General features: G+C 77.6%; 12 protein-coding genes. 10 read left to right on the plus strand and 2 right to left on the minus strand.

The features are described from left to right. Positions 1 to 153: 153 nt before the first annotated feature. The 9 genes from ACSU6Z_RS23800 to ACSU6Z_RS23840 are packed head-to-tail and all read left to right on the plus strand — an operon-like array spanning position 154 to position 9,627. Entirely contained in the window at positions 154 to 1,791 is a 1,638-nt protein-coding gene (locus tag ACSU6Z_RS23800) for a carbamoyltransferase family protein (RefSeq protein WP_437048559.1), read from the plus strand. After that, positions 1,788 to 2,792 (plus strand): glycosyltransferase family 2 protein, encoded by a 1,005-nt coding sequence (locus ACSU6Z_RS23805; RefSeq protein WP_437048560.1) that lies wholly within the window; start codon positions 1,788 to 1,790, stop codon positions 2,790 to 2,792. The genes ACSU6Z_RS23800 and ACSU6Z_RS23805 overlap by 4 nt, the downstream gene beginning before the upstream one ends. Next, positions 2,789 to 3,403: a D-glycero-alpha-D-manno-heptose-1,7-bisphosphate 7-phosphatase gene (locus tag ACSU6Z_RS23810; protein ID WP_437048562.1), complete on the plus strand. Its 615-nt coding sequence runs from the start codon at positions 2,789 to 2,791 to the stop codon at positions 3,401 to 3,403. Before ACSU6Z_RS23805 ends, ACSU6Z_RS23810 begins: the two co-directional genes overlap by 4 nt. After that, complete coding sequence (locus ACSU6Z_RS23815) at positions 3,400 to 4,416, plus strand: glycosyltransferase family 9 protein (RefSeq protein WP_437048564.1); 1,017 nt, start codon at positions 3,400 to 3,402, stop codon at positions 4,414 to 4,416. Before ACSU6Z_RS23810 ends, ACSU6Z_RS23815 begins: the two co-directional genes overlap by 4 nt. After that, the gene (locus ACSU6Z_RS23820; RefSeq protein ID WP_437048566.1) at positions 4,413 to 5,363 is read left to right on the plus strand and encodes a glycosyltransferase; all 951 of its coding nucleotides are present in this window, start codon (positions 4,413 to 4,415) and stop codon (positions 5,361 to 5,363) included. The genes ACSU6Z_RS23815 and ACSU6Z_RS23820 overlap by 4 nt, the downstream gene beginning before the upstream one ends. Further along, entirely contained in the window at positions 5,360 to 6,577 is a 1,218-nt protein-coding gene (locus ACSU6Z_RS23825) for a glycosyltransferase (protein ID WP_437048568.1), read from the plus strand. The genes ACSU6Z_RS23820 and ACSU6Z_RS23825 overlap by 4 nt, the downstream gene beginning before the upstream one ends. Beyond that, a complete protein-coding gene (locus tag ACSU6Z_RS23830; protein WP_437048570.1) occupies positions 6,577 to 7,242 on the plus strand; it encodes a D-sedoheptulose-7-phosphate isomerase in 666 nt (221 codons plus the stop codon). The genes ACSU6Z_RS23825 and ACSU6Z_RS23830 overlap by 1 nt, the downstream gene beginning before the upstream one ends. Beyond that, positions 7,235 to 8,605 carry a D-glycero-beta-D-manno-heptose 1-phosphate adenylyltransferase gene (gene rfaE2, locus ACSU6Z_RS23835; RefSeq protein WP_437048572.1) on the plus strand — a complete coding sequence of 457 codons (1,371 nt, stop codon included), beginning with the start codon at positions 7,235 to 7,237 and terminating at the stop codon, positions 8,603 to 8,605. Before ACSU6Z_RS23830 ends, rfaE2 begins: the two co-directional genes overlap by 8 nt. Then, positions 8,602 to 9,627 (plus strand): glycosyltransferase family 9 protein, encoded by a 1,026-nt coding sequence (locus ACSU6Z_RS23840; protein WP_437048573.1) that lies wholly within the window; start codon positions 8,602 to 8,604, stop codon positions 9,625 to 9,627. Before rfaE2 ends, ACSU6Z_RS23840 begins: the two co-directional genes overlap by 4 nt. 584 nt (positions 9,628 to 10,211) lie before the next feature. Here ACSU6Z_RS23840 and ACSU6Z_RS23845 read toward each other — a convergent pair. Further along, positions 10,212 to 10,529 (minus strand): DUF3040 domain-containing protein, encoded by a 318-nt coding sequence (locus ACSU6Z_RS23845; RefSeq protein WP_437048575.1) that lies wholly within the window; start codon positions 10,527 to 10,529, stop codon positions 10,212 to 10,214. 782 nt (positions 10,530 to 11,311) lie between these two features. Here ACSU6Z_RS23845 and ACSU6Z_RS23850 point away from each other — a divergent pair. Further along, positions 11,312 to 12,115 (plus strand): SAM-dependent methyltransferase, encoded by an 804-nt coding sequence (locus ACSU6Z_RS23850; RefSeq protein WP_437048576.1) that lies wholly within the window; start codon positions 11,312 to 11,314, stop codon positions 12,113 to 12,115. 46 nt (positions 12,116 to 12,161) lie between these two features. On the opposite strand, the gene ACSU6Z_RS23855 is transcribed toward ACSU6Z_RS23850, so the two are convergent. Next, positions 12,162 to 12,995: a response regulator transcription factor gene (locus ACSU6Z_RS23855; protein WP_437048578.1), complete on the minus strand. Its 834-nt coding sequence runs from the start codon at positions 12,993 to 12,995 to the stop codon at positions 12,162 to 12,164. Positions 12,996 to 13,074 lie beyond the last annotated feature (79 nt).

Here is a 13,074-nt window from a genome sequence, read left to right on the forward strand (position 1 = left end):
GTGTTTGAGACAGCCGTGGTGCGGCACCCGCGAGCCTGGAGGCATCATTTGCACAACAGCCACAAATGACCCAGGCAGTACAGAAGCCTCAAAAGCCCCGAAGATCCCCGAAAACGCCGGAAGACCCACCCGCCGCCCGGGACGGAGCACCCCATGCGCATCCTCGGTATCAACGCCCTGTTCCACGATCCGGCCGCCGCCCTCGTCGTCGACGGCAGGACCGTCGCGGCCGCCGAGGAGGAGCGCTTCAGCCGCCGCAAGCACGGCAAGCGGCCGGTGCCGTTCTCCGCCTGGGAGGTGCCGGAGCTGTCGGCGCGCTGGTGCCTGGAGTGCGGCGGTGTACGGCCCCGGGAGCTGGACGCCGTCACCTACTCCTTCGACCCCCGGCTCGCCCGCCCCGCCCGCGACATGGGCCTGGACGACCCCTGGGACCCGCTGCGCCTGGAGTACGCCCGCCGCGCCCCCGAATTCCTCGCCGAGGCGCTGCCCGGACTCGACCCCGAGCGGGTCGTCTTCGTCCCGCACCACGTGGCGCACGCCGCCTCCGCCGGCCCCGCCTCCCCGTACCCCGACAACGACGTCCTCGTCCTGGACGGCCGCGGCGAGTCCGCCTCCCACCTCGCGGGCCGCTACCGCGACGGCAAGCTCGACACCCTGTTCACGCAGGCGCTGCCGCACTCCCTCGGCCTGGTCTACGAGGAGCTGACCGAGCACCTCGGCTTCCTGCGCAGCAGCGACGAGTTCAAGGTGATGGCCCTCGCCTCCTACGGCAAGCCCCGCTTCCTGGAGAGGCTGCGCGAGCACGTCCACGCCACCGGCGACGGCGGCTTCCGCGCCCACGGGGCGAAGTGGGCCGAGTTCGCCCCGGCCCGCGCCAAGGACGAGGACTGGACGCAGGACCACGCCGACCTGGCCGCCAGCGCCCAGGCCGTCCTGGAGGAGACGCTGCTCGACCTCGTCCACTGGCTGCACCGCCAGGCCGGCGGCGAGGCGCTCACCCTGGCCGGCGGCGTCGCCCTCAACTGCGTCGCCAACTCCAGGATCGCCGAGCTGGGCCCGTACCGGCACGTGTGGGTGCAGCCCGCCGCCGGCGACGCCGGCACCGCCCTGGGCGGCGCCCTGCACGTGGCCGGGCAGGCGGGCCCCCCGCAGCCCATGCCCGGCGCCGACCTCGGGCGCGGCTGGAGCGACGGGGAGCTGCGTGCCTGGCTGGAGACGGCCGCGGTCCCCTACGAGGAGCCGGACGACATCGCCGAGACCGTCGCCGAGGAACTGGCCCGGGACGGCATCGTCGCCTGGTTCCAGGGTCGCAGCGAGTACGGTCCGCGCGCCCTCGGGCACCGCTCCCTGCTGGCCCACCCGGGCCGTGCAGAGAACCTGGAGCGCCTCAACCGGGTCAAGGGCCGCGAGGAGTTCCGCCCGGTCGCCCCGATGGTGCTGGCCGACCGCGCCGCCGAGATCTTCTTCGGCGGGCCCCTTCCCAGCCCGTACATGCTCTTCGTGCACGACGTCGCCGCCGCCTGGCGCGAGCGCATCCCGGCCGTCGTCCACGTCGACGGCACCGCCCGCATCCAGACCGTCGAGGAGCGCCGCGAGCCGCTGGTGGCCCGCATGCTGCGCGCCTTCGAGGAGCGCACCGGACTGCCCGTCGTCGTCAACACCAGCCTCAACACCGCCGGACGGCCCATGGTCGACGACCCGCGCGACGCGCTGGAGTGCTTCGGCTCCGCACCGGTGGACCTGCTGGCGATCGGGCCGTTCGCGGTCCGCCGCGGGAAGGCGTTCGCATGACCTCCTACGCCGTCGTCGTCCCCACCCTCGCGCGCGACACGCTCGCCGACTGCCTGGCCGCGCTCGCCGCCGCGACGGGGCCGCGCCCCGAGCAGATCGTCCTGGTCGACGACCGGCCCGAGCCGGAGGCCGGCCCGGAGGCGCTGGAACACCCGCTCGCCGTCCTGGGCGACCTGCGCGCACGCACGGTGGTGCTGCGCAGCGGCGGGCGCGGACCGGCCGCCGCCCGCAACACCGGCATACGCGCCGTCACCGCCCCGTGGACCGCCTTCCTCGACGACGACGTCCAGGTCGGCCCGCACTGGTGCGACCAGCTCGTCCAGGACCTCACCGAGGCCGCCCCCGACACCGGGGCCGTCCAGGGCGTGATCGCCGTCCCGCTGCCCGGCGAGCGGCGCCCCACCGACTGGGAACGCGGCACCGCAGGCCTCGCGCGGGCCCGCTGGATCACCGCCGACATGGCCTACCGCACCGAGGCGCTCAAGCAGGTCGGCGGCTTCGACGAACGCTTCCCCCGCGCCTTCCGCGAGGACGCCGACCTCGCGCTGCGCGTCCTCGGCGCGGGCTGGCGCATCCGGCAGGGCCGGCGCACCACCCGGCACCCGGTGCGCCCCGCCTCCCGCTGGGTCTCCCTCCGGCAGCAGCGCGGCAACGCCGACGACGCCCTGATGCGGCGTCTGCACGGCGCCGGCTGGTGGGAGAAGGCGGTGGCACCCCGGGGCCGTATCCGCCGGCACGCCGCCGTCACCGCCGCCGGGGCGGCCGCGCTCGCCCTCGCCGCCGCCGGGCGCCCGCGCGCCGCCGCGCTCGCCGGGCTCGGCTGGGCCGCCGGCACCGCCGAGTTCGCCTGGGCCCGCATCGCCCCCGGACCGCGCACCCGGCACGAGGTGACGACCATGCTCGTCACCAGCGCCCTCATCCCGCCGGCCGCCACCTGGCACCGGCTGAGCGGGGCGTGGCGGCACCGCAACGCCCCCGCCTGGCAGGAGGTGGCCGCATGAGCCCCGTCAAGGCCGTCCTGTTCGACCGCGACGGCACCCTCGTCCACGACGTCCCCTACAACGGCGACCCCGAGAAGGTGCGGCCCGTCGACGGGGCCCGGGAGGCGCTCGCCCTGCTGCGCGAGCGCGGCATCCGCACCGGCGTCGTCACCAACCAGTCCGGGATCGCCCGCGGACTGCTCACCGACGCCGACGTCCGCGCCGTCAACCGGCGCGTCGACGAACTGCTCGGCCCCTTCGACGTGTGGGCGGTCTGCCCGCACGGCCCCGACGACGGCTGCCACTGCCGCAAGCCGCGGCCCGGCCTGGTGCTGTGGGCGGCCGGCCGGGTGTGCACCCACCCCGCCGACTGCGTCGTCGTCGGCGACATCGGCGCCGACGTGGAGGCCGCCCGCGGCGCGGGCGCCCACGGGATCCTCGTCCCGAACGAGCGGACCCGGCCGGAGGAGACGGCGACGGCCGAGCACATCGCCACGGACCTGCTGACCGCCGTCCGCGCGGTGCTCGGCGGACGTCCCCCCGGCGGCCGGATCATCGCGGACGAACGCCCCCTGGAGCGGGCCTACGCACCGCAGCCGCCGCCCGCCGACCCGTGCGGGAGACCGCGATGAGGGCCGGGGGCGCCGGGGCCGTGCGCAGAGCCGTGGTCGCCCGGCTCGACAGCTTCGGCGACGTCCTGCTCGCCGGGCCCGCCGTCCGAGCCGTCGCCGCCCGCGCCGAGCACGTCACCCTGCTGTGCGGCCCGCGCGGGGCGCCCGCCGCCCGGCTGCTGCCCGGCGTGGACGAGGTCCTCGTCTGGGACGCCCCGTGGGGCGGCTTCGACCCGCCCGCCGTCGACCGCGCGGAGATCGACGCGCTCGTGGACCGCATCGACGCCGACACGGGCCTGATCCTGACCTCCTTCCACCAGTCCCCGCTGCCCACCGCCCTGGTCCTGCGCCTGGCCGGCGTCCGCCGCCTCGCCGCCGACAGCGTGGACTACCCCGGCTCACTGCTGGACCTGCGCCACCGCCGCGCCGAGCACGCCCACGAGGCCGAGGCGGCGCTCGACCTCGCCGAGGCGGCCGGTTTCCCCCGCCCGGACGACGGGCGGCTGCGCGTGCTGCCCCCGCCGGACACCACCGGCCTGACCGGGCCCGGCCCCTACGTCGTGCTGCACCCGGGCGCCAGCGTCCCGGCCCGCGCCTGGAGCCTGCAGCGCTGCGCCGAGGCCGTACGCGAACTCACCGCGGCCGGACACCGGGTCGCCGTCACCGGCGGCCCCGGCGAGCGCGACCTGACCGCGTACGTGGCGGGGGAGCACGCCCTCGACCTCGGCGGCCGGACCCGGGCCCCGGAGCTGGCCGGCGTCCTCGCGGGCGCCGCGGCCGTCGTCACCGGCAACACCGCCCCCGCCCACCTCGCCGCCGCCGTCGGAACCCCGGTCGTCTCCCTGTTCTCGCCCGTGGTGCCCGCCGAGCGCTGGCGGCCCTACGGCGTGCCGTACGTGCTCCTCGGTGACCAGGACGCGCCCTGCGCGGACAGCCGGGCCCGGGAGTGTCCCGTCCCCGGCCATCCGTGCCTGAACACGATCACGGGCACCGACGTGGCCGCCGCCGTCGACAAGCTCCTGGGGGAAGCATGAGGGTCCTCATCTGGCACGTGCACGGGTCGTGGACCACGGCCTTCGTGCAGGGCCCGCACACCTACCTCGTCCCCGTCACCCCCGACCGGGGGCCCGACGGCCTGGGCCGCGCCCGCACCTGGGACTGGCCCGAGTCGGTGATCGAGGTGCCCCCGCAGCGGCTGCGCGACGAGGAGGTCGACGTCGTCGTCCTCCAGCGCCCGCACGAACTCGACCTGGTCGACCGGTGGCTGGGCCGCCGCCCGCCGCTGATCTGGCTGGAGCACAACGCCCCGGACGGCGACGTGCCCCGCACCCGCCACCCCGCCGCGGACGTCCCCGGCGTCACCCTCGTCCACGTCACCCACTTCAACCGGCTGATGTGGGACTCCGGCACCACCCCCGCCACCGTCGTCGAGCACGGCGTCATCGACCCGGGCCCCCGCTGGACCGGCGAGTGCGAGCGCGCCGCCGTCGTCGTCAACGAGCCGATCCGGCGGGGCCGGACCACCGGCACCGACCTGCTGCCGGAGTTCGCCCGCGCCGCCCCGCTCGACGTGTTCGGCATGCGCACCCAGGGCCTGGCCGAGCACATCGGGGTCCCCGCGGACCGCTGCCGCACCCTCGACCTGCCGCAGGGCGAGCTGCACACCGAGCTCGCCCGGCGGCGCGTCTACGTCCACCCCGTCCGCTGGACCTCCCTCGGCCTGTCCCTGCTGGAGGCCATGCACCTGGGCATGCCCGTCGTCGCCCTCGCCACCACCGAGGTGACCGAGGCGGTGCCGCCCGGCGCCGGAGTGGTCTCCAACCGCGTCGACGTACTGACCGACGCCGTACGGGACTTCCTGGCCGATCCGGCGCACGCGCGCGCGGTCGGCGAGGCGGCGCGTGCGGCGGCCCTCGCCCGCTACGGGTTGTCCCGCTTCCTGGACGACTGGGAGCGGCTGCTGAAGGAGGTGACCCGATGAGGATCGCCATGGTGTCCGAGCACGCCAGCCCCCTCGCCGCGCTCGGCGGCGTCGACGCCGGCGGCCAGAACGTCTACGTGGCCCGCCTCGCCGAGGAGCTGGCCGAGCGCGGCCACGACGTCACGGTCTACACCCGGCGCGACGCGGCCGACCTGCCCGACCGGGTCCCCCTGCCCGGCGGCGCGGTCGTCGTGCACGTGCCGGCCGGGCCGCCCCGGGCCGTTCCCAAGGACGACCTGTTCCCCCACATGCCCGCCTTCGGCGCCCACCTGGCGCGGGCCTGGGCGCGCGAGACGCCCGACGTGGTGCACGCCCACTTCTGGATGTCCGGCATGGCCGCCCGGATCGGCGCCCGCCCGCACGGCGTCCCCGTCGTGCAGACCTTCCACGCCCTGGGCACCGTCAAGCGGCGCCACCAGGGCGCGCGGGACACCAGCCCGCACGAGCGCGTCGGCATCGAGCGGCAGATCGGCCGCACGTGTGAACGCGTCCTGGCGACCTGCACCGACGAGGTGATGGAGCTCGCCGACATGGGCGTGCCGACCCGCCGGGTGTCCATCGTGCCGTGCGGCGTGGACGCCGAGCACTTCCGCCCCGGCGCCGGCACCGGCGGCACACCGCCGCGCCGGCAGCGGCACCGGCTGCTGTCCTGCGGCCGGCTCGTCCCGCGCAAGGGCTACGACCAGGCCATCCGCGCCCTCGCCCGCGTCCCGGACGCCGAACTCGTCGTCGCGGGCGGCCCGCCCGGCGGCGCGGTCGAGACCGACCCGGAGGGCCGGCGCCTGCTGCGACTGGCCGAGGAGAGCGGCGTGGCCGGCCGGGTGCGGCTGCTGGGCGCCGTCGACCCGCACGACATGCCCGCCCTGATCCGCAGCGCCGACCTGGTGCTGTGCACCCCCGTCTACGAACCCTTCGGCATCGTGCCGCTGGAGGCGATGGCGTGCGGCGTGCCCGTCCTGGCCACCGACGTCGGCGGCCACCGCGACTCCGTCGTCGACGGGGTCACCGGGCGGCTCGTCGCCCCGCAGGACCCCGGGGCGATCGCGGAGGCCACCCGCGCGCTCCTCGCCGACGAAGGGCTGCGCCGCCGGTACGGCACGGCCGGCCGGGAACGCGTCCTCGCCCACTACACCTGGCGGCGCGTCGCCGACGGCGCCGAGCGGGTGTACCGGCGGACGCTCGCCGACCACGCACTGTCGAAGGAGGTGGCGTGATGACCGTCCAGCCGCCGATCGTCGCGCACTGCGACGAACTCCAGGGCGCCCTCACCGCGTTCCGCGCCTCGGCGCACATCACCGAGGGCTGGGGCACGCGCCTGGCCGCCGTCCTGTCCGGCGGCGGACGGCTGCTCGCCGCCGGCAACGGCGGCAGCGCCGCCCAGGCCCAGCACCTGACCGCCGAGATCGTCGGCCGCTACCGCGAGGACCGGCCGCCGTTCTCCGCGATCGCCCTGCACGCCGACACCTCCGCCACCACCGCCATCGCCAACGACTACGGCGTCGGCGAGGTCTTCGCCCGCCAGGTCCGCGCCCACGGCCGCCCCGGCGACGTGCTGATGCTGCTGTCCACCTCCGGCGCCAGCGCCAACCTGCTGTCCGCCGCCGACGCCGCCCGCGCGGCCGGTGTCCGGGTGTGGGCGCTGACCGGGCCGGCCCCCAACCCCCTGATGGCCGGCAGCGACGAGTCCCTGTGCGTGGAGGCGCCCGTCACGGCCACCGTCCAGGAACTCCACCTGGTCGCCGTGCACATGATCTGCTCGGCCTTCGACGCGGCGATCGAACGCGGCGTCGGGGGCGGCACCGGAGGCGGGACGCGCGACGGCCGCAGGCGGAACGGCCACGGGCGGAACGGCCACGGAGGTGACCGGACGCATGGCTGACAAGACCCCGCTGCTCGTGGTCGGCGACGCCCTGCTCGACCGCGACCTGAGCGGCTGCGCCGACCGGCTGGCGCCCGACGCCCCCGTGCCGGTCGTCGCCGAGTGCGCCGAACGGGTCCGGCCCGGCGGCGCGGCGCTCGCCGCGTACCTCGCCGCCCGCGACGGCCGCGAGGTCACCCTCGTCGCCGGCATGGGCGACGACCCCGCCAGCCGCGAACTGCGCGACCTGCTGGAACCCTGGCTGACCCTGATCCCGCTGCCGCTGAGCGAACCCCTCTCCGAGAAGACCCGCGTCCTGGCCCAGGAGCGGCCCGTCGTCCGCCTCGACCGGGGCGGCGGACACGTCCGCGAGGCCACCGGCGCCGCCCGCGCCGCCGTACGCGCCGCCCCGGCCGTCCTCGTCTCCGACTACGGCCGCGGCGCCGCCGACGCCCTGCGCGACGTCCTCGCCGAGCGCCCCCCGCTGGTGTGGGACCCGCACCCGCGCGGCGGCCCGCCCGTGCCCGGCACCCGCCTGGTCACGCCCGCCGAGAAGGAGGCCCACGGCTTCGCCCCGCGCGGCGGCGCGGCGCCGGGCACGCTGCGCGCCGCCGCGCACAGCGCCACCGCCCTCGTACGGGACTGGCGCGTGACCGCCGTGGTGGTGACCCTCGGCGCGCGCGGCGCCCTGCTCACCTACGGGGAGCACCCGCTGCTCGTCCCGGCGCCCGCCGCCCACCACGGCGACTCCTGCGGTGCCGGCGACCGGTTCGCCGCCACGGCCGCCGCCCTGCTCGCCGACGGCGCGCTGGTGGGGGAGGCCGTGGAGGGCGCCGTCCTCGCCGCCTCCGCGTTCGTCGCCGCCGGCGGCGCGGGCGCCGTACCCCGCCCCGACGCCCGGCCCGCGCCGGTTCCGCCGCCCGACGCGGACGACCCGCACGCCCTGGCCGCCCGCGTCCGCGCCCAGCACGGCACCGTCGTCGCCGCGGGCGGCTGCTTCGACCTGCTGCACGCCGGGCACGTCGGCCTGCTCCAGGCCGCCCGGCGGCTCGGCGACTGCCTGGTGGTGTGCGTCAACTCCGACGCCTCCGTGCGGCGCCGCAAGGGCGAGGGCCGCCCCGTCAACCCGCTCGCCGACCGGATCCGCGTCCTGCGCGCCCTGGCCTGCGTGGACGCCGTCGCCGTCTTCGACGAGGACACCCCCGAACGCCTCCTGGCCGACCTGCGCCCCGACGTGTGGGTCAAGGGCGGCGACTACGCGGGCGCCGAGCTGCCCGAGGCCGCGCTGCTCCAGGAGTGGGGCGGCCAGGCGGTCCTCCTGCCCTACCTGGACGGCCGCTCCTCCACGGCGCTGATGGAACGGGCGGCGGAGGGGGCGCGATGATCGAGGCCCCCGCGCCCTGCATCCCCCGTGTCCCCCGCGTCCCCCGGGTCCTCGTCCTGCGCGCCCTCGGCCTGGGCGACCTGCTCGCCGGCGTCCCCGCGCTGCGCGCGCTGCGCCGCGCCCACCCCGGCCACGAACTGGTGCTGGCCGGCCCCGGGGAACTGGCCCCGGTGGCGGCGGCGACCGGGGCCGTCGACCGGCTGCTGCCCGCCTCCGCGCCCGGCCGGGCCGTGCCCCGCACCCTGGACTGGACCGGCCCGCCCCCCGACGTCGCCGTGGACCTGCACGGCAACGGCCCGCTCAGCCACCGCCTGCTGATGGGCCTGCGCCCGCGCAGGCTGCTGGCGTTCGCGCATCCGCGGACCCCCGAGGTCGACGGCCCGCCCTGGTACGCCGAGGAGCACGAACGGGACCGCTGGTGCCGGCTGCTGACGTGGTACGGCGTCGACGCCGACCCCACCGACCTGCTGCTGCCGCGCCCGCCCGGCCCGTCCCCGGCCCCCGGCGCCGTCGTCCTGCACCCCGGCGCGGGCGCCCCCTCCCGCCGCTGGCCCGTCGAGCGGTACGCGGCCGTCGCAGGGGCCTTGCGCGAGCGCGGCCTGCGGGTCGTGGTCACCGGGGGAGCGGACGAGGACGGCCTCGTGGCGCGGCTCGCCGAGCTCGCCGGCCTGCCCGGCACGGACGTCTTCGGCGGCGGCCTGCCCCACGGCAGGCTGTCCGCGCTCGTCGCCGACGCCCGCGCCGTGGTCAGCGGCGACACCGGCATCGCCCACCTGGCCGTCGCCCACGCCGCCCCCTCCGTCACCCTCTTCGGCCCGGTCCCGCCCCACCGCTGGGGTCCGCCCGCGCACCCCCGCCACCGCGTCCTGTGGCACCCGGGCCCCGACGGCGACCCGCACGGACGGGAACCCGACCCGGCGCTGCTCCGCATCACCGTGGAGGAGGTGCTCGGCGAACTGCGCGCCCTGGACACCCCGGGCACCCCGGTCCCCTCGGACACCGCCGGCGCTCCGCCCGCCTGAGCCCGCCCGCACTCCTGCCGGGGCACCATGGGCGACGCGGCGCCAGCCACCCGCGAGCGGGCGTCCACCGGCACCGCGGCACGCCCCCACCGGCATCACCACCCGCCACGCTCCGCGAGCCTTACCGTCCCCCGCCACCCGCTCGACGCCGACCTGGCCGCGAACGGCTGGTGGCCGACGTACGCCGGCCACCTGACCGCCCACCACCGGGCGCCGGCGGCCCGGGACGCCACCCCGCGCCGCACCCACGGCATCCGCAACACCCGTGGTTCACCTGGCCGCGCCGTCCCGCCCGGCCCGCGCCGCCCCGCGCGACGCCGCCTCCCCGCGCGCCTTCACCGAGGCGGCGGCCGCACTGCCGTGGGTGCTGCGGGAACGCCGGGCGCTGCCGCCGCGGATCGGGGCCGGGCCGCGCCGCTGGAACCGGCCCGGCGCGGCTCCGGGGCCCGCGGCCGCACGGGGCGGCCCCGCACCGGCGGCGGCGCGGGGCCGCCCCCGCGCGGACGGGCGCCCCCGCCCCGCCCGCAGGCTCCCGGACCGCCTCGGAGCCGGCCGGGCGTCCGCACCCGCGGCCCCGGCGGCGCTCAGTCCCGCGTGCCCTCCGTGCAGCGGCACAGCAGCCGGAACGCGGCGAACAGCGTCACCGGCCACACGAGCGCGAAGGCCCAGATCACAGCCGGCTCGGAGGTGACGATCCCGGTCACCATGAGCGTGACGGAGAGGGCGGACAGGAGCGCGACCGTCCGCCGCCGCGGGCGGTAGGCCGCCAGCCGGGCCAGGACGGATCGGCGCCCCGGCCGGAACGTGCGCATCCACCGGTCGAGCCGGCGGTCGCGGCGCAGGTCGCGCTCCAATTCGTCGAGGATGCGCTGCTCGCGTTCGGTGAGCCGATGGGCGGTCACTTGTCTCCTCCTCTGTCTGCCGTGGTGGCGTTCACGGTGGCGTGCGGTCCGGCGGGCCGCAGCGCCGGGCCCGGGGTCTCGGCCAAGCCGTCCGCGCCGTCGAAAGGGGCGTCCGCCCGGAAGCCCGCCTCGATCCGCCGGGCCCGCTCCCGGCCCTCGCCCGGGGACCGGCCCCACCAGCGCTCCGGTCCGGCGGCCGGGCCCGGGCCTCGGCGTCCTCGTCCGCCGGCGGCGCGGGCCGGCCGCGGACGCGGGCCCGCGCGGACACCGTCACGCCGCCCGTGACGAGATCGACCGCGAGGGCCGGCACCCGGCCGGAACCGGTGGCGGCGGGGGCCGGGACCGACGGCGGAGACGCCGACGGCGGTCCGCGCGCAGTGCGCGAAGCGCCGGTGCGCCTCCTCGACCTGCGGCCCGCGCACCGGGCCGCACACGAACGACAGGTGCGGGTACGCCGCCGGATCCACGCCCTCGAAGTGCGGCCCCGCAGCCCGGAACCCGGAACTCCGCACGACGTCGTGCGCCGCCCCCGCACCGCGCGGCACGTCCTCGACCCGGCGCGGCGCCGGCACGTCCCCGGCGGTCGCCTCCCCGTCCGGGAAGCTGAACCACCCCGTCACCAGGACTCTCCGTGGTCCCTGCACAGTTCCCCTGAGTGCCCCGGCGGCCGGGGACCAATCGCCGAGGCCGCATCGACCGGGAACGGTGATCACCCATCCACGAAGAGCTTTAAGCTGCAACGAAGTTGACCCGCCGCGAGAACACTTCAGTGAGGCTTTCCCATGGACCACACGCCCGATGACGTCAAGGACCGCCTGCAGACCGACCGCCCGCACTCCGCCCGAGTCTGGAACTACCTGCTGGGCGGCAAGGACAACTACCCCGTCGACAGCGAGGTCGGCGACGTCATCCTCGCCGAGTTCCCGGAGTTCGCCTCCGTCGCCCGGCTCCAGCGCCGGTTCCTCGCGCGGGCCGTGCGCTTCCTGGCGGGGGAGGCCGGCATCCGCCAGTTCCTCGACGTCGGCACCGGACTGCCCACCGCGGACAACACGCACGAGCTGGCCCAGCGCATCGCGCCGGAGAGCCGCGTCGTCTACGTCGACAACGACCCCCTCGTGCTGACCCACGCGCAGGCCCTGCTGACCAGCAGTCCCGAGGGGGCGTGCGCCTACATCGACGCCGACGTGCGCGACCCGGAGCGCATCCTGGCCGAGGCGTCGCACACGCTGGACCTCAGCCGGCCGGTCGCCCTGACCATGCTGGGGATCATGGGGCAGGTCGCCGACGCCGACCGACCCGCGGAACTGGTGTCCGCGCTGCTGTCCGGCCTGCCGTCGGGCAGCTACCTGGCCCTGAGCGACGGTACGAACACCAACGAGGCGCTCAACACGGCCGTCGCGGTCTACAACGGGCAGTCGGCCAACACCTACCACCTGCGCGCCCCCGAGGAGATCGCCTCCTTCTTCGACGGACTGGAGCTGGTGGAACCCGGAGTCGTGTCCACCGCGGCCTGGCGCCCGGACCCCGCGGAGGCGGCGCGGACCACGGCCGAGGTCGCGGTCTGCGCGGTGGCCCGCAAACCCTGACCCGACGGGTGCGCCGGCCCGCCCCGGCGCACACCCCGCCGCGCCCCTACGGCAGCCACCCCGCCCGCCGCGCCGCCACCACCGCCTCCCCGCGCGTGCGCGCCCCCAGTTTCCGCATGGCCGAGCGCAGGTACGCCTTCACCGTCTCGGCGCGCACCCCGAGCCGTTCGGCGGCCACCGCGTTGGTGGCCCCGGCGGCGACGCACGCCAGGACGTCCACCTCCCGGGGAGCCAGGCGCACCCCGCCCGCCACGGGCCCCGGACCGGCCGCCAGCATCCCGCACACGCCCAGCAGCTCCGCCCGCAAGGACGCGTCCGCGACGCGCGGCAACAGCGCCCGCAGCGCCGCGTGCGCCTCCCGGACCTGCTCCCAGGCGCCCTGCGCGGCGGTGCCCGGCACCGGCCGGGCCGCCGCCACCAGCTCCCGCGCCTCCTCCCGCAGCAGCAGCGCCTGTTCCACGTCCCGCGCCGCCTCCACGGCCGCGCTCAGCGTGCGGTCGCCCAGGGGCCGCGGGGCGCGCAGGGCGCCGTACAGCACCCCGCGCACCCGGCGCCGTACGACCACCGGGACCGCCACCACCGAGCGCAGGCCCTCGGCGGCGACCGGGACGTCGTACTCGTGGCTGATGTGGCGGGCGGCGGAGTAGTCCGTCACCGCGCACGGCCGGACCAGCGCGACCGCCTTGCCGCCCAGGCCGCTGCCGGGGGCGACGGCGAGGGAGCTGAGCGCGGCCGTGGAGGTACCGCTGAGTTCGCTGATGCGCACCCGCCGCCGGCCGGGCTCCACCAGTCCGCCGAAGACGACGGGAAGCCCGGTGGCGCGCCGCAGCCGTCCCAGCGCGCTGCGGATCTCCACCACGTCGGCCGCGTCTGCTGCCACGTACTTCGCCCTTTCCGGTACGCCTCGCCGGGGGCGCCCCGGTTCGGGGGCTCCTCCCGGCGCACACCCCCGTTCGGGG

This window comes from Streptomyces sp. enrichment culture (genome assembly GCF_964273145.1).
Classification (GTDB): Bacteria; Actinomycetota; Actinomycetes; order Streptomycetales; family Streptomycetaceae; genus Streptomyces.

Excerpts from the sequence above, each read along its gene's own strand:
- ACSU6Z_RS23800 (WP_437048559.1), top strand. The coding sequence starts at position 154 with ATGCGCATCCTCGGTATCAACGCCCTGTTCCACGATCCGGCCGCCGCC.
- ACSU6Z_RS23805 (WP_437048560.1), top strand. The coding sequence starts at position 1,788 with ATGACCTCCTACGCCGTCGTCGTCCCCACCCTCGCGCGCGACACGCTC.
- ACSU6Z_RS23810 (WP_437048562.1), top strand. The coding sequence starts at position 2,789 with ATGAGCCCCGTCAAGGCCGTCCTGTTCGACCGCGACGGCACCCTCGTC.
- ACSU6Z_RS23815 (WP_437048564.1), top strand. The coding sequence starts at position 3,400 with ATGAGGGCCGGGGGCGCCGGGGCCGTGCGCAGAGCCGTGGTCGCCCGG.
- ACSU6Z_RS23820 (WP_437048566.1), top strand. The coding sequence starts at position 4,413 with ATGAGGGTCCTCATCTGGCACGTGCACGGGTCGTGGACCACGGCCTTC.
- ACSU6Z_RS23825 (WP_437048568.1), top strand. The coding sequence starts at position 5,360 with ATGAGGATCGCCATGGTGTCCGAGCACGCCAGCCCCCTCGCCGCGCTC.
- ACSU6Z_RS23830 (WP_437048570.1), top strand. The coding sequence starts at position 6,577 with ATGACCGTCCAGCCGCCGATCGTCGCGCACTGCGACGAACTCCAGGGC.
- rfaE2 (WP_437048572.1), top strand. The coding sequence starts at position 7,235 with ATGGCTGACAAGACCCCGCTGCTCGTGGTCGGCGACGCCCTGCTCGAC.
- ACSU6Z_RS23840 (WP_437048573.1), top strand. The coding sequence starts at position 8,602 with ATGATCGAGGCCCCCGCGCCCTGCATCCCCCGTGTCCCCCGCGTCCCC.
- ACSU6Z_RS23850 (WP_437048576.1), top strand. The coding sequence starts at position 11,312 with ATGGACCACACGCCCGATGACGTCAAGGACCGCCTGCAGACCGACCGC.